Here is a 19,668-nt window from a genome sequence, read left to right as displayed (position 1 = left end):
CCACCCGCCCTCCCCGGGGAGATGAAGGACATACGATGCCGATGAAGCAGAGCAGACCCTTTCGGGAGGCATCGCGTTGCCGGTTCTCCCGTCCCTGCATCTCCGAACCCCCCCACCATACTCCTTTATACGGAGAAGAATCATTGTCCCCCCTATGGAGACGTTCACCCCTCCCCGCCCCATGATCACCTTCGCAGGATTCGACACGGGCCGCGAGAAGGCTCTGGAGGATCTCACATCAGTCATCAGGAACGGGGAGATCGACCCTCCGCTGCTGCCCCTCATACGGGCCTTCTCACGGGTGCCCTCCTGCTACACACTCCAGAGCTGCTACGGCCATTTTGTCCATGCAGGAACGCAGGACATCCACACTATCAGACGGCTGCAACCCGGCGCAACCCAGGTCAGAAGGGTAACCTACCGTATCGCCTACGTGGCATTCTGCATCGAAAACAGCCGCCGGGGCCATCTTCTCTGCGAGGATCTCCGTGTGATCGCAAGGAACGACCCGGAGTATATCCAGTTCGGGAGTGCCGACTGGTTCTGGGATCAGACTCCCAACACCTATGCCATTCAGGTTTCCCCGTCACGCTATCAGACACAGGATAGCTGTCTTTTGACCCTGGACGAGGCACTCGTCGTTCAGGATGTGAGGGACCGGTTATTCACGGAGCTGATGCGGCTCGTGAAGGAGCATACGCCGGCGGGCAGGTAGCCCCGGTTCACGGAAATTCACCACCCCTCTGCCGCGACCGAAAGAGGAGACATTCCCACTGAGGAAGGGGAGGGGGAAGGGGAGGGCCTTCCCCGCCAAAATCACTTTTTCCCCCCGTATGACCGGACATGCTTCCAGGCACGGTGATGGGCAGGGAAATGCTCCTTATCCGCGTACATGCCGATATCCTCACGACGGAAATGCACCCGATCCCGGCCAACAGGACAGACTTTCAGGCAGATACCGCAGGGGGCGATGCGCTTGCGGTGGAGGCGTTCACTGTTCTCTGCGCATGCCTTCTTGTCAGTCAGGACGGCGGGATATTCACCTTCCTCCAGTGCGCCCGCGGGACAGCGAAGCACGCACTCCATACATCTGGTACAGAGTTCCTCTTCCATGACCGGGTCCTCGGGCAGTTCGGCGGTTGTAAGTACCGAACCGAACCTGACCCGTGGCCCGTATTCCGGGGTCAGAAGCATGTTATTTACGCCGAACGTTCCCAGACCGGCCATGTACGCGGCATGCCGGTGAGAAAAGAAGGCAACGGGGTTTTCGAGCAGGACATCGATGCTCCCGTAGCCGTCGCGGGGGACGAAGACCGACGGATACCCCTCTCCATTCAGGTACGAGGCGAGCCGATAGGTATACTGGTCCAGGAGGGTATTGACAGTGGTGTAGAGCTCGTGATAATAGATGGAGGGTGCAGTCTCAAGGACAGGAAGGTCGACCGGAAGGCCGATTACGATCACCGACCTGGCCTCAGGAAAGATGGACTGCGGATAGAATGCCTCCGGCATCCATGGGGTAAAGGGCGGATGCTCCCACCGCTTCACACCGGCGATTCCCACGAGCGGGATGTCCATTGTACGGCACCGTTGACGAATCGACTCCCTGAGATCTTCATCCATTGTAATCACTATGAGCTATCGCAGTGGTATTTGAAAGATTCTCCGGAAGTCAGTGCCTCTTATCCGGTACCGGAATTCCTACATCCCTCCTGGCGATGCAACGGTCCGCCGGCACCCACGGATGATCATTCAAACCCACATTCATATCGCGATTGTTCTAAACGAACACATATCATGGCGAATACGGCATCCAGGTGATATTCACTCGTTTCATCCGATGAAATTGATAATACATACATGAATGACGAATATCTCCAAAAATACACTGCATTTTACCGATTCACTGATTCCCACAGGAGAGCATTTATCACCTCCACCACCATCATGACCCCCATGAGTGTCATTGCCGTAAGCAGGGATGACTGCACGAAATGCGGAGTCTGTGTCAATGTCTGCCCTGCCTTCATTATCTCGATGGAGAAGGGCGACTATCCTCTGGTGACCGAAGACAAGGAGAAACGCTGCATGAGATGTGGTCATTGCGAGGTTTTCTGTCCTTTTGACGCACTGAAAGTAGATTTCAAAGGAGACTATCCGGCAAACTTCAATCCCCGGGCCCTGGACATCAAACCGGACCAGTTCGGCAAGTTCATGCAGTCCCGCCGGTCCATCCGGCAATTCCGCAAAAAGCCGGTGGACCCCCGCGTCCTTGACGATGTGATGGAGACCGTGCGGTTTGCACCGACCGCTGCAAACCGGCAGAAGGTCCACTACATTGTCATCATGGACACCGAAAAGGTCCGGAGGATATCCGCCCTTGCCATCGAGTGGATGCAAAAAGTGATGAGCGAACAGCCTGATCACCCGTATGCCGACATCTTCAACGGAATGATAGAGGCCTATGATCAGGGAATCGACCTCGTCTGCCGGAATGCTCCGCATATCATCTTCGCGGCAGTACCCACCAACAACCCATTTGCCGTCACGGACGCTGCCATCGCCCTCACCTGGTTCGAACTCGTGGCCAAGGCCTACGGGGTCGGGTCATGCTGGCTGGGGACTCTCAAGCTGGCAGCGGAGGAATACCTCCCGATCCAGGAGGAACTGCATATTCCAAAAGGCTATCTCCCGAATTACGCACTGATATTTGGTTTACCCAAGCTCCGGAGCAAAGGAGTGCCGAAGAGAGATCCCCTGAGTGTCGAATACATCTGAATATTTTTTTGGATATTATACGGATCGGATGTCATTGCCCTAATGTTTCGTGCATCCCCACATCCCTCCCCCGCTCATCGGACGGGTCCTGTTCCAGCATATTCAAGTCATCAGGCAGAGAGATTTTCTGTACTATGGAGCACACGCCTGCGGCGGATTCGTCCGGAGCGCAGGAACAGGAACCCCATCACCCCGTAGACTTCCCGACGGGAAAACCACGGGTACATTCGTCCAGATGCTCGATTCTGTTTCCGGGTGACGAGGGGTCGGCCGCCATCGAAGAGGTTGGTGGAAAGGCATTCTCCCTCCTGGAGCTGTGCAGGGCAGGGCTTCCCGTCCCCCCGGGGTGTGTTCTCACCACCGCGTTCTTTGCGTCATGGTCCGCATCGGTGATGGCAACGGAGGTCTGGCGCTCCATGGCGGCATCCGGCACCCCGATCGCGGAATCCGGTGTGAAGGCACTGCAGGATCACTGCACAGGCCTTGCGTTTTCTCCACTTCAGGGAGAGGTGCTGGCGTCTGCACTCCGGCGCCTTGGCACCGATCCCGGCATCTGGGCGGTACGATCGTCGTCACCCGCGGAGGACGAGCAGGAGGCATCGTTTGCGGGCATCTACCGGACCGAGATCGGGGTGACGACGAACGGGCTCGAGGATGCGATTCGCAGGGTCTTTGCCTCTTCATTTGAGGGCCGGGTCCTCTCCTACCACAGGGCCCACCGACGCGACCCGGGCCCTCCGGCAATGGCGGTCATCGTCCAGAAACTGGTTCCCGCCGATATCTCCGGCATCGCGTTCTCCGCAAACCCGGTCACCAACAGCAGGGAGGAGATCGTTATCAATGCCGGATGGGGACTGGGGGAGACAATCGTTACCGGCCGGACATCACCCGATGAACTAGTGCTCACCCGGCAGGGGTCAACGATCGTCGACCGGAAGACCGGGGCGAAGGAGATCGCCTGCTTCGCCCGTCCCGGCGGCGGAGTGAGGGAATGTCACGGTTACCACAGCGAACGGTTCTGCCTGGATGGATACGACCCCTTCGTTCTGCGTGACCTCGTCCTGAAGGCGGAAGAGGTATTCGGTGATGCCGTCGATGTCGAATGGGCAGGAAAGGACGGCAATTTGATGATCCTCCAAGCCCGCCCCATCACCACCATGGTGCCGCTGCCGGAAGCCCTGAGGACCGGCGGCGGAGGGGAGCCGGTACGGATGTACCTTGACCTGACACTCGTCGAACACGGGATGCAGGGCGCCCTCTCGCCGCTCGGGTCTTCATGGATGGACGGGATTCTGGGTTGTACGGTAGAGTCGCTCACCGGCAACTCCTGTGCGGGCCGGGATGCAATCTGCGGCATTGCCCAGGTGACGGAGGGACGGATGTACCTTAACATCTCCAATCTCCTGTGGATCATGCATCCACGCATGATCGACCTTCTGTTTGGGGGACTGGACACCTCCTCCGCAGCGATCATACGGGACTGCGACCCCGCAGCATGGAAAAATCCCGTCCGTCCGGCTCTTCTCCGGGGCATGACGGCGGCCTCCCTCTGGCAGTCCCGCGACCTCCTTCTCCATGCGGGACGGGGATTTCTCTCCCCTGAGGCGGTATCCCGTGAGTGCAGGAGATCGGAGGCTGAGTTCCTTGCGTCACTCGATGAACTCGAGTTGCAGGATCTCCCGTTCAGTGAGTACTGTGAGAAGGCCGGGCGGCTGATCGTCTGGTGGGTGAAGGAGAAGACCGGTGCAACCCTGATCAACTCCGAGTGCGCCCGCATGACGGTCCGCAGGATGTTTGCCGGAGCACCCGATGACATCCGGGCGCTTGCCGACAGGGTTGACCGTGCCCTCCCGAATAACCGGACGACAGGGATGGCGCTCTCCCTGTCACGCCTCTCCCTTCTTGCAGGGGGCGAAATCGACGACGACGTCACCATGCTTGCGGAGCGGATTCGTCAGGGAGAGATGCCCGAGGAGTTCATGAAGGAATGGACGGACTTCATGGAAGAATACGGGTTCCGGGGACCGCGGGAGATCGATCCTGCATCACCGGGGTACGCCAACGACCCGCTCCTTGCCCTTTCCCAGATACGAACCTACAGAGAGGCAGATCTCAGGGGGCAGGGACCCGCGGAGCGGTTTGAGAACGAGCGCCGCCGCCGTGAGGAGGCGTGCCGCCTCCTGCGTGACTACAGCAGGAAAAAAGGCAGGCTGCAGGAACGTCTCTTCGTTCGGATGGAGACCCTGCTCGACATCTTCGGGGGCACCCGTGAAGATCATAAATATTACCTCGTCATGGTCACCGCAAGGGTGCGCAGGCGTGCCCTTGCCGCGGGAGAGATTCTCGCATCCAGGAACCAGATCGGGCATGCAAATGAGGTCTTCTGCCTCTCCATTGCAGATATCCAGGCCGCACTCGACAATCCCGGGGTCCGGATGCAGCCCGCCGTTGCCGCAAACCGGACACGCTTCGGCAGGATGAACCGGGTCAGCCGGTACCCACCGGTCATCGACTCCTCGGGGCGGATCATCCGCCCCAACACGGATGGGGAGGATAACGGGGCAGAGATTTCCGGATACGGCGTCTCCGACGGAACCGCCCGCGGTCCGGTCAGGGTGCTTCACCATCCGACTGAAAAAGAGGTTTTTCCGGGGGATATTCTCGTCATCAGCGCCTCGGACCCGGGGTGGACACCCCTCTTCCTGACAGCCGGCGGGGTCATCCTTGAGGTGGGGGGCTCCTCCAGCACGGGTCGATCATCGCTCGGGAGTATGGCATTCCCTGCATCGTGGGGGTCACCCGGGCGACTGAGCGGTTTGAAGACGGCCAGTGGGTGGAGATGGACGGAGGAAACGGGATCATACACAGGATTTCACCGGAGGACATCCCCTGCACCGAATAACCGACGGGCAGGATGGGACCGACACCTCTCTATTGCATCCCATTTCGTTGTTTTGACATCGTACATTCCGAAATCTTATATTTTGGCATGCCGACTTTCAGGGAATGAGGTGGAAAGAATAGTTGCGGAGAAGACCGGACCACCCGGTCTTGCCGCCGATATGGCCCGCCGGATGTTCTCCGGGGATGCCGACCCCTTTGTCCGATGGTGGTATATACAGGGTTATTTTGAGGGGGAAGATTTTGGCCGGCGGGATTTTACCATCTGTTTCTTTTCACTCCGGCTTGCGGATGATGCCGGTCCGTCGGGTGAGGCAATACGGAGCCCTGGTGCGATGTATCTCTGCTCTGTTGTCGATGCGGCAACGGGCGTTCACCACCGGGAAGTGCGGGTGGATGCGTCGCTGCACAACTGGTACCTCAGGCAGCTCGACACGTTCCCGGACAGACTCGGCGTGAGCAGGTACGTCAGTGACACCATCAGGAGGGAGATTGAGGAGCACGGCCTCTATCCCCCCATTAACTGCCCGCCGACGACGATGGAGACCGAGAAGACCCCTTTCTCGGTGACTTGGGACGACGCCCGAATCACGTTTCTTGACGAGGAGATCATCATCACCTTCCATGACCCGACCCACGGGGAGATGATGTCATGCGCCCTCATTCCCCAGGTCCCGTTTACTGACCTTTCATCCATCGCGCCGTCGGGTGCCATCGGCATGGAATATGTCACCTGCCCGCGCCTGAAGCTCAATGGTGTCGCAGGAGGGGCGCCGGTCTCCGGGGAGGCATGGTGCGATTACCAGTCCGGCGGGACTGAATGGTTCCTCACAGAGCAGGAGGAGACCGGATGTATCGAAACGGACGGCCGACCCTGTTACCATCCTCTCGGCTGGGACTGGTGCGGCATACAGCTGGATGACGGGCGCTGCCTGATGCTCATGCACCGGCGAAACCTCCGGTCAAAGGAGACGGTCTCAACATTTTGCATCCTCTTTTCTGAGGACGGCACTGCAGAATGGCACCCCCGGATAACGGCACGCCCCATTCGTACGTGGGAGAGCCCGCGGACTCACATTCACTACCCGGTGAAATGGGAGTTTGCGATACCCGCTATCGATGCGATATTGCATTTCTCTCCCGCAACGGATCAGCAGGAGATCGAGATCATCGGGATGGACGGCGGTCTCTGGGAAGGGTCGGGGAGTGTCACGGGGAAGATAGGAGAAGAAGGCGTATCCGGACGCGGCCAGCTGGAACTCTGCGGCTATGGATTCATTGCGGACGTAGCGGACTTTGTCGGACGATTTGAAGGGAAGATCAACGAACGGCTCGAACAGCTCTTCCCCCGCGAGATCGATGAAGCATGGTGCGCCTCTCTCTTCGGTGAGACACAACCCATCCTTGATTACACTCCCTTTACCGAGACCATCTCGCGACCGGTCTGGGACCTCCTCTCACGGGGCGGAAAGCACTGGCGGCCGATCTTCGGCATTCTCATAGCCGATGCGGTAGGCGTCAGGTCCACCGAAGAGACGGAGAAACTCTTCGTGATGACCGAACTCCTTCATTCGGCGGCTCTCATCATCGATGATATCGAGGACGAGTCGCTGCTCCGGCGGGGTGACACCACCATTCACCAGAGATATGGAACGGATATTGCCATCAACGCGGCAAGCACCCTCTACTTCTTTCCTCAAAGCATCGTATCGTCCTGCCCGGACCTTACCCCCGACCAGAAGCACGACGTGCTCAGGCTGATGACCAATACCTCTTTGCGGGCGCACCTCGGCCAGGGGCAGGACATCTACTGGTCAAGGAATCTCTCCCCCGCCGCTCTGACGACGTGGCGGGAGGGGCACCTCGACGAGCAGATCCTCCAGATGTACGCCTACAAGACGGCATCGGCGACGGAAGGGGTCGCGGAGCTTGCCTGCATCCTGCAGGACGTGACACCGGAGACGAGAGCGGCCTGCCTCCGGTTCGGCAGGACCATGGGAATCGGTTTTCAGATCATCGATGATGTGCTGAACTTCTCCGGCGACGAAAAATGGGGAAAGGTGGCTGGCGAGGATCTCAGAAACGGCAAACCGACCTATGTCATCCTCCGGGCCCTCGATCTGCTGGACCGGGATCGCTCCGACCGGTTGACCGCCATCCTCTGCACACCCGAACTCCGGATGCAGGATGTCGTCCTCCAGGAAGGTATCGATCTTGTACGGGCATCGGGAGCCCTGGAAGACTGTTCCGGCGAGGCTATACGACATATCGAAGCGGAGTGGGCGGCATTCTCCCGCCGGATTCCCCCCTCGCCGGGAAAGCTCATGCTCCGCGTAATTTGTGCAAATCTCGTCAATATGGCCTATGAGGTGTGATTCAGTGAATGGTTGTGGCCCAATCCTCTCTACCTCATTCCTGTTTTCTTCGCCGGACAGGAAGTTCTGAAATGCATTCATAGACCTTCTCCGCAAGGTCGGGATTTCCCAGGAAGAGACGGGAGAGGTCCCGTTTTGAAATCTTCCTCAGATAGATATTGCCGAGGGCAGCAACGATGACCGCCCCAGGAGGACGAAGATCATATCCAGCATGGTATCGTCAAGCCCGTGCTGCATCTCTATTCCCAGGAATGTGTCGACGGTATATTCAAAGATCTCCCAGAGCCCGCCGACTGCTACCGTCAGCATGACAATCAGGAAGATGATGACCGGACGGTTGAAGTTGTTCTCGGTGTATTGATCGAGGAGGAGCACCAGAGTAAATCCGATGAGCGCGACGGTCGTTCCCGATATGAAATGCGCTATTTTGTCGTAATACGGGTATAGTGTGGTATACCAGTCAAAATACTGGCCGCCGATATGGATGTAGAGGGAGAGAACGATGAGAAATGTCAGCCACCACGGGACTGTAATATGTACTTCCCGCTCCATGATCATCGGGACCATGGTGAGGAGAAGAACAATAAAACCGCCAAAGACATAGGAGTAGTTCCCGACCATCATACTGTCGATGATTATGAAGATGATCATCACCTGAAGGAATATCGTCATATATCCCCGAAACGTGAACGGGACAGGTGCGGCATAGTCTTCTATTGACCATGCACCGATATCAAACCAGAGGGCGACCAGGCAATGTGGGGGCACCCCGGCAGCCAGCGGACATCCACAGGGACAACAGGAGGCTCAGGTTGAATCGGCGATGCGCGCATGCCTTCTGCATGTGCGGCGAATTCACAGAGAACGCCTAAAAACACTTTAATAAGATGAAATTTTAGGCGGCGCAGATAGCTTTATTACGTAAACAGAGGTACCATACATTTCATAAGGCAAATTAATGAGTAAAATTGCGCCTAATTCTAAAATAACCAGTTATATTGGCCCTGTTGAAAGCCTGGAGAGCTATGTCAGGGCCGACTGGTGGAGGGAGATCTTCAACGCAAACTACCTCCGTACGGATGGTGATGTGATCGAGGACACCTCCATTACCTCGGAAGAAGTCGATCTCTTTTGCAGTGCCCTGAACCTCTGTCCCGGCGATACCATTCTTGATCTCTGCTGCGGACAGGGACGGCACTCGCTCGAGCTTGCACGACGGGGATTCTCTGACGTTACCGGGCTGGATCGCTCCCATTATCTCATCACCCGTGCGAAGAAGCAGGCAAAAAATGAAGGACTGGCTATCAGTTTCCGCGAAGGTGATGCACGAAAACTTGCCTTTCAGGCCGACACCTTCGACCATGTCCTCATCCCCGGCAACAGTTTCGGTTATTTCGAATCATATGAAGATGATCAAAGCATCCTCAAAGAAGTGTTCCGGGTGGCAAAGCCGGGAGGAACACTCCTCCTGGATATCGCCGACGGCGCGTGGCTGAAGGAACATTATGAACCCCGCAGCTGGGAGTGGATCGACCAGAACTACTTCGTCTGCCGTGAACGAAGCCTCTCGGAGGACGGCGAAAAACTCATTTCACGCGAGGTGATCACTCATGTCCGAAAAGGAGTGCTTGCGGACCAGTTTTATGCGGAGCGACTCTATAGCCGGGAACGCATCGAAGAGATGCTTGGGGCATGCGGCTACCACGACATCACCTTCCACGACACCATCATCCCGAAATCCCGGAAAAACCACGATCTCGGCATGATGGGCAGGCGTCTGGTCATCACGGCACGGGTACGGAAGGAGTGGACGTCCAGAAAGCAGGTGGCAAAGGCAAAACGCAGCGTGACCGTCGTGATGGGTGACCCGCGGCTGAAGGACAGGGTCCGTCCGTCATGCGTCTTTGACGAGGATGATTTTTACACCATCGAGCAGCTTAAATCGGCCCTTTCGAAGTGCGATGGTTACTCATTCACCTACGTAGACAACCATGCGACACTTATCAAAACCCTTCAGCAGAAGGGTAAGAAGGCGGATTTCATCTTCAACCTCTGTGATGAAGGATATTTCAACGATCCCCTCAGGGAACTTCATATTCCGGCCGTCCTGGAGATGCTCGACATCCCGTATACCGGCGGGAACCCCCAGTGTCTTGCCTACTGCTACGATAAGTCCCTTGTGCGTGGTGTTGCGCATGAACTTGACATCCCGGTCCCGAAGGCATTCATGATCACTCCCGGCGACAGTTCATTCATCGAACAGCCTCTCAGGTTCCCGGTTATCGTCAAACCCAACCTTGGGGATTCCAGTGTAGGAATTACCAGGAAGAGTGTCTGTGGAGATATCGAAGAGCTGCAGGAGGCGATCGAGGATGTCAGGACCAGGTGTGGACAGGAGACCTCCATCCTCGTCGAGGAGTTCCTCTCCGGCAGTGACATCAGTGTCGGCATCATTGGAAACCTCCCGGACATGTATGAGGTGCTGCCGATCATCGAGGAGGACTACTCCGCACTCCCCTCGTCCTACCGCGGATCTGCGGCTACGAGGCAAAGTGGGACCCGTCCTCCCCGTACTGGAACCTCAGGTCCGTACGGGCTCATCTCTCCGAGGATGTGCAGCGGTTCCTCGTGGCAAGCTGCCTCAAGCTCTTCGGGAGGCTGAAATGCAGGGACTATGCACGGTTTGACTGGCGTCTCGATCACAACGGCACCCCCCGGCTCCTTGAAGTCAACCCGAATCCCGGGTGGTGCTGGGACGGTCATCTCGCAAAGATGGCGGCCCTCGCGGGGGTATCATATCCGGAAATGCTGGAAAAGATCCTTAAGAGTGCCGAACACAGAATCCTCGACTAAAGCCCATTTCACCGTATTTTCCTTAATAATGCATCTGATTCCCCGGATATTCCCCTCATTCGGGCGAATTCCTCTTTTCAAGCAGGGATTGCCAAATAACGAGCCATCCCACAATACCCTTAAATATGAGGAATCTGTAGTTGAGGTTGGTGATTGTGATGGATGCATATGCAGGCAATATTGCGTATATCGATCTGACAGCGGGGACGGTAAAGGTCAAACCTACTCCTGCGTCATTGAAAGAGGACTATATCGGCGGGAGAGGGTTTGGGATCAGGTTCCTGACCGACATGGTGCTCCCGGATATTGACCCGCTGAGCGAGGACAATGTCCTTGTCTTTGCCTCCGGGCCGCTCACAGGGACGGGCATTCCGCTGGGAAGCAGATATGAGATCTCAACCCTCTCTCCCCTGACTGGATGCGCCATCAGTTCCAACAGCGGCGGTGTCTTCGGATGGAAGATGAAGAAGGCGGGATTCGATGCGGTGGTTATCGCCGGAAAGGCACCCCGGCCGGTCTACCTCTTCCTGGACAACGGAGAGGTGTCCCTGTATGACGCCGCGGAGATCTGGGGAAAAACGACCAGTGAGACGACGGACATCATCCAGCAGATACATGATGACAAAAAGATACGGGTCGCCTGCATCGGACCCTCCGGCGAGAAGCTTTCCCTTATCACCTGCGTCATCAATGAAAAGTACCGGGCCGCAGGAAGGGGGGCAGCGGGGCCGTCATGGGATCGAAAAACCTCAAAGCCCTTGCAGTACGGGGCGAGCAGGAGATTGCAGTCGCCGACGACGACAAACTCAATCTTGTCAAGGACCGTATACGGAAAAAGATTGAGGCCGACGGCATCGCGCAGGCCCTCCATGACTACGGAACCGCTGTTCTGGTCAACATCATCAACGAGAACTACATTCTCCCGACAAATAATTTCCAGAGCGCCCATTTTGAGGGAGCGGAGAAAGTGTCGGGAGAGACCATCAAGGAGACGATATTCAAAAAACCGAAGGGGTGTTATGCATGTATCGTCCAGTGCGGACGAATACATGATTTCGAGGGATAACCGGGGAAGGGCCCGAGTACGAACCGGACTGGGCATTCGGCCCCGACTGCGGCATTGACGACCTCAAATCGATCACCCTCGCAAATAACATCTGTAACGAGTACGGCCTTGATGCAGTCTCAGCCGGAGCGACCATCGCCTGCCTCATGGAGATGGCAGAGAAGGGGTATATCACACATCCCATCCGGTTCGGCGATGCCGAAGGGATGCTCGCCGTGCTCAGGCAGATGGCGACACGCGAGGGAATCGGGGAAGAGCTTGCGGATGGTTCCTACCGGTTTGCCGAACGCCATGGCCACCCGGAACTTTCCATGAGCGTGAAAAAACAGGAGCTTCCGGCATATGATCCGCGGGGCTCCAGGGACACGGGCTTGCCTATGCGACTTCGGTCCGGGGAGGCGATCATGTCTACGCGTATATGATATCCCCCGAGTCCTTGGTGCACCGGAGAAACTCGACCCGTACGAGACCGTAAACAAACCGGAGTGGGTGAAGACCTTCCAGGACCTCACAGCGGCAATCGATGCAAGCGGCATGTGTCTCTTCACCTCCTTTGCCCTCGATGCCGATGACTATGCCGACCTCATGACCGCCGCGACCGGCATCCGGTTCGATGCCGCAGGCTCATGAAGGTGGGCGAGCGGATTTGGAACCTCCAGAAACTCTTCAATCTCGATCGCGGGATTGGAATGGAGACCGATACCCTCCCTCCGCGGCTTCTGGCAGAACCCCTCCAGGAGGGGGCCCCGAAAGGAATGGTCTGGAAGCGTGACGAACTCCTGAAGGAATATTACGCTCTCCGGGGATGGGATGAAAAAGGAGTCCCAACCACGGAAAAACTGAAGGAACTGGCAATACACTGAAGAGAAAGGGAAATACCTGCGGAGAGCCGGGCCGGTCTGAAAATCCGGGACAGTCCATATCCGGGGAAAGACCGGCCCTTATCAAAGACCATGGCACAACAGCCCATATCGATCACCGTCAAAACCTTCGCAACCTTTCGCGAGGTTGCGGATGCGACCATTGCCCTCGACATTAACGGAGGAACCACCGTCGGCATGCTGCTGGATCTGCTCACCACCAGGTACGCCGGGCTCGGGGACATGGTGTTCACGGAAACGGGAGAACTCAAAAAGTATGTCAATATCCTGAAAAATGGACGGAACATTCATTTTTAGATGGAATGGAAACGGTGATCGAAGACGGTGATATCATTGCCCTCTTCCCCCCTGTGGCCGGTGGATGAGCATTTCGGACCAATATACCCCATTTGGCGGAGATTATCCCTTCACTTGCTTCAGGGATCCCGTTCCCGGATATATCCCGAATATTATGTAGCATGAGAGGTTACATACCAGATACCAACGGACGAGGGCATCCGGTGAAAGCGCATGACCAAAACCCCACGGGTGTACATGCCATGTCGCGATGGCACGGCCGAACCACCATAACCCATCATGGCCGAGATTGAAACAGGGGAGACACATGTCATGAAACAAACGGCTGAAACCAGCGAGGGAGCATTTCCAGGAAGGGATTGGGATCAACCCCTCTCGATCGTCATTCAGGCAGGCCTTATCATCAGTGAAGCCCATTTTGAGACCGGCCGCGTGCTTGAGGGGATACGGGCGACCATCCTTCGTCTCGAGTCCATCCTGAAGAAGACCGACCATATGTATCGGTGGGTGATGCAGGGACAGGGCTGTCCGCATCCTCGGCAAGGGGATCGGGCAGGTCGTATTCTTCGACAATGAGTTCGGAGATCGAAGGAAAGGCCTGCATGAAGACAGGATCATTATCATAATCACCTGCCTCAATGAGGGAGAGATAATATGGCGTGATGCAAAGAGGAAAGCGTGCAATGGTCTCTTCAAGCTCTTCACGGCGGTCAGCCGGGAACTGAATGCCAAGGAGGCGTTCAACCGTGTCAATGTCACGGATGGAGTGGCCAATTTGCCACTCCCAGTCTTTCCAGTTTGATTTGAGTGTTTCGGGATCGATTCGTTCGGCGATTTTCTGCTGATTTGATGAATACACGTGCATAAAAAAACATTCCCTGGAGGGTGGTCCGGTCTTCTAACCTATCTGTGCCATCCATATTAAGTGTTGAGGAAAAACCCAATAATTTTGTCCGGATGGGCAAAATACGTTCGAATTGAGATATTTTTGATCTCCCCCCCCGAATTGCAAATTGCGCTGATCTCAGCCATGTATCCCTGTATCGGGGCAGGAGATCCCCCCCCTTACATATTCCCGGACAATACCCTGATCATTTGGAAGATCACCACATTTACATGGCCAAAAGTGAGTTTCAACCCAAATTACGCATCAGTTTTCGATTCAATCCATTCCGGGGATTTCTGTGATGCCCCATATTCCCGTATTGCCAAACCACCGTCACCGTCGCATCCGGCAACCCGAGAGGAGAGCGCAGACGGGAGGGAGGAGAAAAGCCTGACCACCCGTGCAGCAGCCGTCGTAGACGCCGGTAATATTTTTTATATCATCACCTGCACTATTCCCTCATCCTCGTAAAGGGGTGATACCATTGAAAAAAGAAGAGTACAGGAGCATATTATCCGGAGCAATTGAAAAAGAGGTGGAATCCTACACCTTCTACCGCGAGATCGAAAGCTGCACAAATGACGAGACCCTGAAGAAGATCTTTGGAGAACTCGCAGACGAAGAACGCAAACACAGGGAAACCCTTGAGGAATTCCTGACAAAACCGATCAAGTCCCTGGAGTTCGACGAGGCACAGGACTACAAGATATCCGAACCCTCGAACTTCCGACGATGACGACGGAGATGAAACCCGCCGACGGTATTGCACTGGCCATCAAAAAGAGGAACTCTCACGCGATATGTACCGGGAACTGGCCGAGCTGAGTACCGGGCCGCAGCAGAAGCAGATCTTCACGAACCTGGCCAACATGGAGTCGCATCACAAGGCACGCCTGGAAGACATATTCACGAACATGGCATTCCCTGAAGTCTGGTAGACGCACTGCTTAATTTCCGCAAAAACGACAACTGCCAACGGAGGGGGGGCGGTTGTCTCTGCGCGACAGGCATACCACAAAGACGGACGGCCGTTTCGACAGCCCCGGACCCATTCGTTGAAGGAGGACGAAACCGCACGCGGGCAACCCTTTGCCTCCGCCACGGCAGGTATTTTGGCGCGGCACCACACAATCAGATATATGGATGTGAAGAGCAGTGCTATCAGGACATACCGGACCTTCCTGCAGATAATTCCCCAGATCATCGGCATAATTCTTCTCATCAGCCTTGCACTGACACTCATTCCGCCGGAGATGTATGGGACGGTATTTACCGGAAACCCTGTTGCCGATCCCTTTGCGGGGGCGACGATCGGCAGTATTGCAGCAGGAAACCCGGTCACGAGCTACGTCATCGGAGGAGAGCTCCTGAATTTCGGCGTAAGCCTCACAGCAGTGACCGCTTTTATCATCGCCTGGGTGACGGTGGGCCTCATCCAATTGCCGGTCGAGATGAATACTCTCGGAAGCAGGTTTGCAATCACACGCAACCTCTGCGGGTTTTCTTTGCCGTCATCATCGCCGTCCTCACACAGGCCACCCTCATCCTGATAGGGGTGGGGGCATGAACGGATGCAGAAAAAGACCTCGCAGGGAGACAGGATGAAAGACAACGGCACCGGTCCGAAGGCGGGAGGGGCAACCGGCGTTTCCCATGATCTTTCTGGAATTGCCGTTGCATGCTACCTCATCCTGGCATTCCGGGATTACGGGGTCTTCAGTGAAGCCGTCCGGACATTCATCGGGATCATCCTCCAGATTCTCCCGGTCCTGGTTCTGGTCTTCGTGTTGTTCTTCGTAATCGACCTCTTTGTTCGTCCGCAGGCGATTGCCCGCCACCTGGGATATGAATCGGGTATCAAGGGATGGATTCTTGCAGTGGTGGCAGGCATCATCGCAACCGCCCCGTCTATGTATGGTATTCAATGCTTGCCGATTTCCAGGAAAAGGGCATGCGCATCGCATTTTCGGGGTCTTTCTCTATATGCGTTCGGTAAAGCTGCCGTTCATCCCCCTGATGATCTACTATTTCGGCGGTGCCTTCACTGCCGTCCTGACCCTCTACCTGATTATCTTCTCCTTTTTTGCAGGCATCTGCTGCGAAAAAGCGTCCTGTGGTCGGCCGGAGCCGTTGACCACCGGTTCGCCCATTCAGAACACCACGTGAATAATTCGATCAGGTGACCTGGGCGCTGCGACTCGGGGCGCCCGGTCCCAATCCGCCGCTCCCACTCTTCCTTCCTGAGGATCACCTCTCCCTGAAGCGGATGACATCCTGCATATCGGAGCGCAGATAGGCCTCCGCCTCGGAGAGGACTCCTCTTTCATCCGTGTGAATAAAAATCCAAAGACCGGATACCGGGATACTCTACCGGACGCAATTCAAGCGGTTCGGAAAACCCTGCGACAAAGGTTTCGTAATCAAACCCGGCAATCGTCTCCGGACCGTGCCCGCAGGCGGCTGCACCACCAAGAGGGCATACACATCATCACCCACTTCCTGCAGCAACCGATCCCAGTCGGGCACCATCCCTTCGAAATAGAACCTGTAGACATTAATGCCCCAGCATATTCCGCAATGTCCGTCGTGCACCACCCGGCAAAGCGGAGGGGTTCACCTCGATGGGAACGACCTTTCCGTCATCATTCACCCGCAATTCAATATGCAGGGGAAAATTTGTGATTCCCATCAGTGCCTGAATCCGCCGGAGAAGGTGGGTTACCGGCGCAAGCTGCTCCGCAACAATCTTCCTTGAGGTCAGATAGACCCGGTCGTCGACATCATCAACTGAGGAGAAGAGATGGGCAAGAATATTGAGTACCACCGGTTCACCCTGCGCATTAAAATACGCATCCACCGCAAGTTCCGTTCCTTCGATATACTCTTCGATGATGAAGGTCCCGGCGTCACAGACTTCCGGCGGATAGCCTGCAGCGATATCTTCCATACCCGTCTTTATGGCGTCAAGGACGTCCGTCCATTCCTCGTCCGTGCGGACGACATGCACACCCGCACTGAAGAAGCCAACCGCCGGTTTGATGACAAACGGTTTCGGGAGGAGCGCAACATCAAGCATATCCAGTTCTCCGAAGGGGACCGACCGGAAGAAAAACGTAGGATACAGCCGGAGATGAGTTTTCGAAATGCTGCCTTGTCCTTGAAGAGGGCGATGGTTTTCGCAAGGTCCGTTTCGCCCAGATGCTCCGCAATCCATCCTATCGCATGCTCCGAGTTGGTATACATCCGGCAATCGCCCTCGTGTACGCACCGCACTACTTCAGCTCCGTCGACGAGGCGCATCCGTCCGTCCGTGTTCATTCTCACTGATGTTGCATTTCTGAGAACAGGAAGGTCCATCGTCACTATGGTGTCCACAAGATACCGGGATACATAGGGTTCATCCAGTACTATCAAACCTCATCAGTCCTGTATTCATTTGCAGGACGAATGGCAAAAGAATGCCGGAAGAGGCGGTATTCACCCTCCCGGCCCCCGGACATCTTCTCAGCCCCCATGGGATGCATCGCCGGTGACTGCTTGCCGGTGTCGCACCGGGAAGGGTCTGCCACATTTATCTGTCCGAACACTCCATTCTGCCATGTACGCTGTGCACGGCAGGTTTTGCCGGGCCATCCGCATCTGCCTGCAGCTGTCAGCCGGTGCGGGAGGAAATACTCTGAGATGGGATATTTGGAGAAGAGATGACTTTGAATGCGACAGACTGGAATACAAAATGGAAGCGGCAGTGGAACAGGTACCGCGATGCCAGCATGGAACAGACAGGGCTGCCTACTGGGACAACGAGGATGCGGCACGTGATTATTACCGGAAATCACTGGAGCATCGTAATGCCCGTGTCGACCCCGTTCTCGCCGGCCTTCCTCTGGCCCCCACTGCCCGCGTGCTGGACATCGGGCAGGACCGGGGTCAATTACCATCCCGCTTGCCCGGAAGGTCGCTCACGTCACCGCCGTCGAACCATCGGGGGGATGTATACCGTACTCCGGGAGAACCTAGCGACCGAAAGTGTGTCAAACGTCGACACCCTGCAGAAACTCTGGGAGGATGTGGATGTTTCCGCCGATCTGGATGGGCCATATGACATCGTCTTTGCCAGAAACTCCCTGAACGTGCCGGATATCAAAGATGCCATCGGGACGATGATTGCAGCCTCGTCAGACTATCTCGCCATCTATTGGTTTGCGGGCCTGACCCCCTGGAGATGATGTCATGTGCCCTGTGCCGGCACTCCACGGCAGGGAATTTGCCAGCCCGCCGAAATGCGACATCATATACAACCTGCTCTATAGCATGGGGATTTACCCCAGTGTCGAATCCGTACCCTTCCCCCACACCTATGTCTTCCCGACCTTCCGAGGCAGCCGTGGAGTACTTTGCCCCCCAGTCCTTGCAGCCACCACGGCCCAGAAGGACGTGCTCCGACAGTATATTCTGGCCCATATGGGAAGTGACGGCACCACATACACCATCCCCGGACACTCTCATCATGTGAAGATCTGGTGGAGAAAGAGGGAGTCGCCGCCGTCGGACTGAGCACCAGATGCCATCAGGGCCCCCTTCTCCATACCACCCGCCCTCCCGGGAGATGAAGGACATACGATGCCGATGAAGCAGAGCAGACCCTTTCGGGAGGCATCGCGTTGCCGGTTCTCCCGTCCCTGCATCTCCGAACCCCCCCACCATACTCCTTTATACGGAGAAGAATCATTGTCCCCCCTATGGAGACGTTCACCCCTCCCCGCCCCATGATCACCTTCGCAGGATTCGACACGGGCCCGAGAAGGCTCTGGAGGATCTCACATCAGTCATCAGGAACGGGGAGATCGACCCTCCGCTGCTGCCCCTCATACGGGCCTTCTCACGGGTGCCCTCCTGCTACACACTCCAGAGCTGCTACGGCCATTTTGTCCATGCAGGAACGCAGGACATCCACACTATCAGACGGCTGCAACCCGGCGCAACCCAGGTCAGAAGGGTAACCTACCGTATCGCCTACGTGGCATTCTGCATCGAAAACAGCCGCCGGGGCCATCTTCTCTGCGAGGATCTCCGTGTGATCGCAAGGAACGACCCGGAGTATATCCAGTTCGGGAGTGCCGACTGGTTCTGGGATCAGACTCCCAACACCTATGCCATTCAGGTTTCCCCGTCACGCTATCAGACACAGGATAGCTGTCTTTTGACCCTGGACGAGGCACTCGTCGTTCAGGATGTGAGGGACCGGTTATTCACGGAGCTGATGCGGCTCGTGAAGGAGCATACGCCGGCGGGCAGGTAGCCCCGGTTCACGGAAATTCACCACCCCTCTGCCGCGACCGAAAGAGGAGACATTCCCACTGAGGAAGGGGAGGGGGAAGGGAGGGCCTTCCCCGCCAAAATCACTTTTTTCCCCCCGTATGACCGGACATGCTTCCAGGCACGGTGATGGGCAGGGAAATGCTCCTTATCCGCGTACATGCCGATATCCTCACGACGGAAATGCACCCGATTTCCCGGCCAACAGGACAGACTTTCAGGCAGATACCGCCAGGGGGCGATGCGCTTGCGGTGGAGGCGTTCACTGTTCTCTGCGCATGCCTTCTTGTCAGTCAGGACGGCGGGATATTCACC

21 protein-coding genes and 3 pseudogenes are annotated in these 19,668 nt (G+C 56.4%); 18 read left to right on the top strand and 6 right to left on the bottom strand.

The genetic code is table 11. The annotated features are described in order from the left end of the window. Window positions 1-154: 154 nt before the first annotated feature. On the top strand, window positions 155-715 hold the full coding sequence (locus tag AZH53_RS00120) for a tRNA wybutosine-synthesizing 3 family protein (protein WP_319641524.1): 561 nt from the start codon (window positions 155-157) through the stop codon (window positions 713-715). Window positions 716-816: 101 nt separating this feature from the next. On the opposite strand, the gene AZH53_RS00115 is transcribed toward AZH53_RS00120, so the two are convergent. After that, entirely contained in the window at window positions 817-1,623 is an 807-nt protein-coding gene (locus AZH53_RS00115; protein WP_319641523.1) for a 4Fe-4S binding protein, read from the bottom strand. Window positions 1,624-1,956: 333 nt separating this feature from the next. Here AZH53_RS00115 and AZH53_RS00110 point away from each other — a divergent pair, with 333 nt between their 5' ends. After that, the gene (locus tag AZH53_RS00110) at window positions 1,957-2,778 is read left to right on the top strand and encodes a nitroreductase family protein (protein WP_319641522.1); all 822 of its coding nucleotides are present in this window, start codon (window positions 1,957-1,959) and stop codon (window positions 2,776-2,778) included. 134 nt (window positions 2,779-2,912) lie between these two features. After that, window positions 2,913-8,054: a PEP/pyruvate-binding domain-containing protein gene (locus tag AZH53_RS11425; RefSeq protein ID WP_319641521.1), complete on the top strand. Its 5,142-nt coding sequence runs from the start codon at window positions 2,913-2,915 to the stop codon at window positions 8,052-8,054. 147 nt (window positions 8,055-8,201) lie between these two features. Here the strand turns inward: AZH53_RS11425 and AZH53_RS00100 are convergent, their stop codons facing one another. Beyond that, window positions 8,202-8,822, bottom strand: a complete 621-nt coding sequence (locus AZH53_RS00100) for a DUF2238 domain-containing protein (protein WP_319641520.1) — start codon at window positions 8,820-8,822, stop codon at window positions 8,202-8,204. A 190-nt stretch (window positions 8,823-9,012) separates the two neighbouring features. Here AZH53_RS00100 and AZH53_RS00095 point away from each other — a divergent pair. The 8 genes and pseudogenes from AZH53_RS00095 to AZH53_RS11365 all read left to right on the top strand — a co-directional run. Then, window positions 9,013-10,488, top strand: a pseudogene (locus AZH53_RS00095) (methyltransferase domain-containing protein); the annotation flags it as partial. Between the two features lie 98 nt (window positions 10,489-10,586). Continuing rightward, complete coding sequence (locus tag AZH53_RS00090; RefSeq protein WP_319643608.1) at window positions 10,587-10,907, top strand: D-alanine--D-alanine ligase family protein; 321 nt, start codon at window positions 10,587-10,589, stop codon at window positions 10,905-10,907. Window positions 10,908-11,065: 158 nt separating this feature from the next. Beyond that, window positions 11,066-11,581, top strand: a pseudogene (locus AZH53_RS00085) (aldehyde ferredoxin oxidoreductase N-terminal domain-containing protein); the annotation flags it as partial. A 59-nt stretch (window positions 11,582-11,640) separates the two neighbouring features. Beyond that, on the top strand, window positions 11,641-11,973 hold the full coding sequence (locus AZH53_RS00080) for an aldehyde ferredoxin oxidoreductase C-terminal domain-containing protein (protein ID WP_319641519.1): 333 nt from the start codon (window positions 11,641-11,643) through the stop codon (window positions 11,971-11,973). Next, window positions 11,970-12,603, top strand: a pseudogene (locus tag AZH53_RS00075) (aldehyde ferredoxin oxidoreductase C-terminal domain-containing protein). Before AZH53_RS00080 ends, AZH53_RS00075 begins: the two are co-directional and overlap by 4 nt. Window positions 12,604-12,605: 2 nt before the next feature. Beyond that, window positions 12,606-12,836, top strand: a complete 231-nt coding sequence (locus tag AZH53_RS11370; RefSeq protein ID WP_406600362.1) for an aldehyde ferredoxin oxidoreductase C-terminal domain-containing protein — start codon at window positions 12,606-12,608, stop codon at window positions 12,834-12,836. A 90-nt stretch (window positions 12,837-12,926) separates the two neighbouring features. Beyond that, on the top strand, window positions 12,927-13,151 hold the full coding sequence (locus tag AZH53_RS00060; RefSeq protein WP_319641518.1) for a MoaD/ThiS family protein: 225 nt from the start codon (window positions 12,927-12,929) through the stop codon (window positions 13,149-13,151). Between the two features lie 5 nt (window positions 13,152-13,156). Then, window positions 13,157-13,219, top strand: coding sequence for a MoaD/ThiS family protein (locus tag AZH53_RS11365; protein WP_406600381.1), 63 nt, complete (start codon window positions 13,157-13,159; stop codon window positions 13,217-13,219). Window positions 13,220-13,554: 335 nt separating this feature from the next. On the opposite strand, the gene AZH53_RS00055 is transcribed toward AZH53_RS11365, so the two are convergent. Then, window positions 13,555-14,010 (bottom strand): hypothetical protein, encoded by a 456-nt coding sequence (locus tag AZH53_RS00055; protein ID WP_319641517.1) that lies wholly within the window; start codon window positions 14,008-14,010, stop codon window positions 13,555-13,557. 511 nt (window positions 14,011-14,521) lie between these two features. Here AZH53_RS00055 and AZH53_RS00050 point away from each other — a divergent pair. The 4 genes from AZH53_RS00050 (at window position 14,522) to AZH53_RS00035 (ending at window position 16,220) form a co-directional block, all read left to right on the top strand. After that, window positions 14,522-14,773 carry a ferritin family protein gene (locus AZH53_RS00050; protein WP_319641516.1) on the top strand — a complete coding sequence of 84 codons (252 nt, stop codon included), beginning with the start codon at window positions 14,522-14,524 and terminating at the stop codon, window positions 14,771-14,773. 64 nt (window positions 14,774-14,837) lie between these two features. Beyond that, window positions 14,838-14,975, top strand: coding sequence for a ferritin family protein (locus AZH53_RS00045; protein WP_319641515.1), 138 nt, complete (start codon window positions 14,838-14,840; stop codon window positions 14,973-14,975). A 201-nt stretch (window positions 14,976-15,176) separates the two neighbouring features. Beyond that, window positions 15,177-15,587, top strand: coding sequence for a hypothetical protein (locus tag AZH53_RS00040; RefSeq protein WP_319641514.1), 411 nt, complete (start codon window positions 15,177-15,179; stop codon window positions 15,585-15,587). Between the two features lie 21 nt (window positions 15,588-15,608). Continuing rightward, window positions 15,609-16,220 (top strand): hypothetical protein, encoded by a 612-nt coding sequence (locus tag AZH53_RS00035; protein ID WP_319641513.1) that lies wholly within the window; start codon window positions 15,609-15,611, stop codon window positions 16,218-16,220. A gap of 371 nt (window positions 16,221-16,591) precedes the next feature. Here the strand turns inward: AZH53_RS00035 and AZH53_RS00030 are convergent, their stop codons facing one another. Both AZH53_RS00030 and AZH53_RS00025 read right to left on the bottom strand, forming a co-directional pair. Then, on the bottom strand, window positions 16,592-17,113 hold the full coding sequence (locus tag AZH53_RS00030; RefSeq protein WP_319641512.1) for an ATP-grasp domain-containing protein: 522 nt from the start codon (window positions 17,111-17,113) through the stop codon (window positions 16,592-16,594). 334 nt (window positions 17,114-17,447) lie between these two features. Further along, window positions 17,448-17,606, bottom strand: coding sequence for a hypothetical protein (locus tag AZH53_RS00025; protein ID WP_319641511.1), 159 nt, complete (start codon window positions 17,604-17,606; stop codon window positions 17,448-17,450). A 420-nt stretch (window positions 17,607-18,026) separates the two neighbouring features. Here AZH53_RS00025 and AZH53_RS00020 point away from each other — a divergent pair, with 420 nt between their 5' ends. Beyond that, window positions 18,027-18,263, top strand: coding sequence for a hypothetical protein (locus AZH53_RS00020; protein ID WP_319641510.1), 237 nt, complete (start codon window positions 18,027-18,029; stop codon window positions 18,261-18,263). Between the two features lie 279 nt (window positions 18,264-18,542). Here AZH53_RS00020 and AZH53_RS00015 read toward each other — a convergent pair whose 3' ends face one another. Beyond that, window positions 18,543-18,722 carry a hypothetical protein gene (locus AZH53_RS00015; RefSeq protein WP_319641509.1) on the bottom strand — a complete coding sequence of 60 codons (180 nt, stop codon included), beginning with the start codon at window positions 18,720-18,722 and terminating at the stop codon, window positions 18,543-18,545. A gap of 200 nt (window positions 18,723-18,922) precedes the next feature. On the opposite strand from AZH53_RS00015, the gene AZH53_RS00010 reads away from it, so the two are divergent. After that, window positions 18,923-19,336: a hypothetical protein gene (locus AZH53_RS00010; protein ID WP_319641508.1), complete on the top strand. Its 414-nt coding sequence runs from the start codon at window positions 18,923-18,925 to the stop codon at window positions 19,334-19,336. A 128-nt stretch (window positions 19,337-19,464) separates the two neighbouring features. Next, window positions 19,465-19,668, top strand: a 204-nt coding sequence (locus AZH53_RS00005; RefSeq protein WP_319641507.1) for a hypothetical protein, incomplete at its 3' end; no start/stop codon positions are given.

The sequence above is a fragment of the Methanovulcanius yangii genome, assembly GCF_018687785.1.
In the GTDB taxonomy this organism is placed as follows: domain Archaea; phylum Halobacteriota; class Methanomicrobia; order Methanomicrobiales; family Methanomicrobiaceae; genus Methanovulcanius; species Methanovulcanius yangii.
Note: the sequence above shows the minus strand (reverse complement) of the source record. Positions and strands in the feature narration are given on the sequence as shown.

Coding starts and splice junctions, on each gene's coding strand:
- AZH53_RS00030 (WP_319641512.1), bottom strand. CDS start 17,113: ATGCTTGATGTTGCGCTCCTCCCGAAACCGTTTGTCATCAAACCGGCG.
- AZH53_RS00115 (WP_319641523.1), bottom strand. CDS start 1,623: ATGGATGAAGATCTCAGGGAGTCGATTCGTCAACGGTGCCGTACAATG.
- AZH53_RS00015 (WP_319641509.1), bottom strand. CDS start 18,722: ATGCAGGGACGGGAGAACCGGCAACGCGATGCCTCCCGAAAGGGTCTG.
- AZH53_RS00035 (WP_319641513.1), top strand. CDS start 15,609: ATGCAGAAAAAGACCTCGCAGGGAGACAGGATGAAAGACAACGGCACC.
- AZH53_RS00020 (WP_319641510.1), top strand. CDS start 18,027: ATGTATACCGTACTCCGGGAGAACCTAGCGACCGAAAGTGTGTCAAAC.
- AZH53_RS00080 (WP_319641519.1), top strand. CDS start 11,641: ATGGGATCGAAAAACCTCAAAGCCCTTGCAGTACGGGGCGAGCAGGAG.
- AZH53_RS00045 (WP_319641515.1), top strand. CDS start 14,838: ATGTACCGGGAACTGGCCGAGCTGAGTACCGGGCCGCAGCAGAAGCAG.
- AZH53_RS11425 (WP_319641521.1), top strand. CDS start 2,913: ATGGAGCACACGCCTGCGGCGGATTCGTCCGGAGCGCAGGAACAGGAA.
- AZH53_RS00060 (WP_319641518.1), top strand. CDS start 12,927: ATGGCACAACAGCCCATATCGATCACCGTCAAAACCTTCGCAACCTTT.
- AZH53_RS00040 (WP_319641514.1), top strand. CDS start 15,177: ATGGATGTGAAGAGCAGTGCTATCAGGACATACCGGACCTTCCTGCAG.
- AZH53_RS00120 (WP_319641524.1), top strand. CDS start 155: ATGGAGACGTTCACCCCTCCCCGCCCCATGATCACCTTCGCAGGATTC.
- AZH53_RS00110 (WP_319641522.1), top strand. CDS start 1,957: ATGAGTGTCATTGCCGTAAGCAGGGATGACTGCACGAAATGCGGAGTC.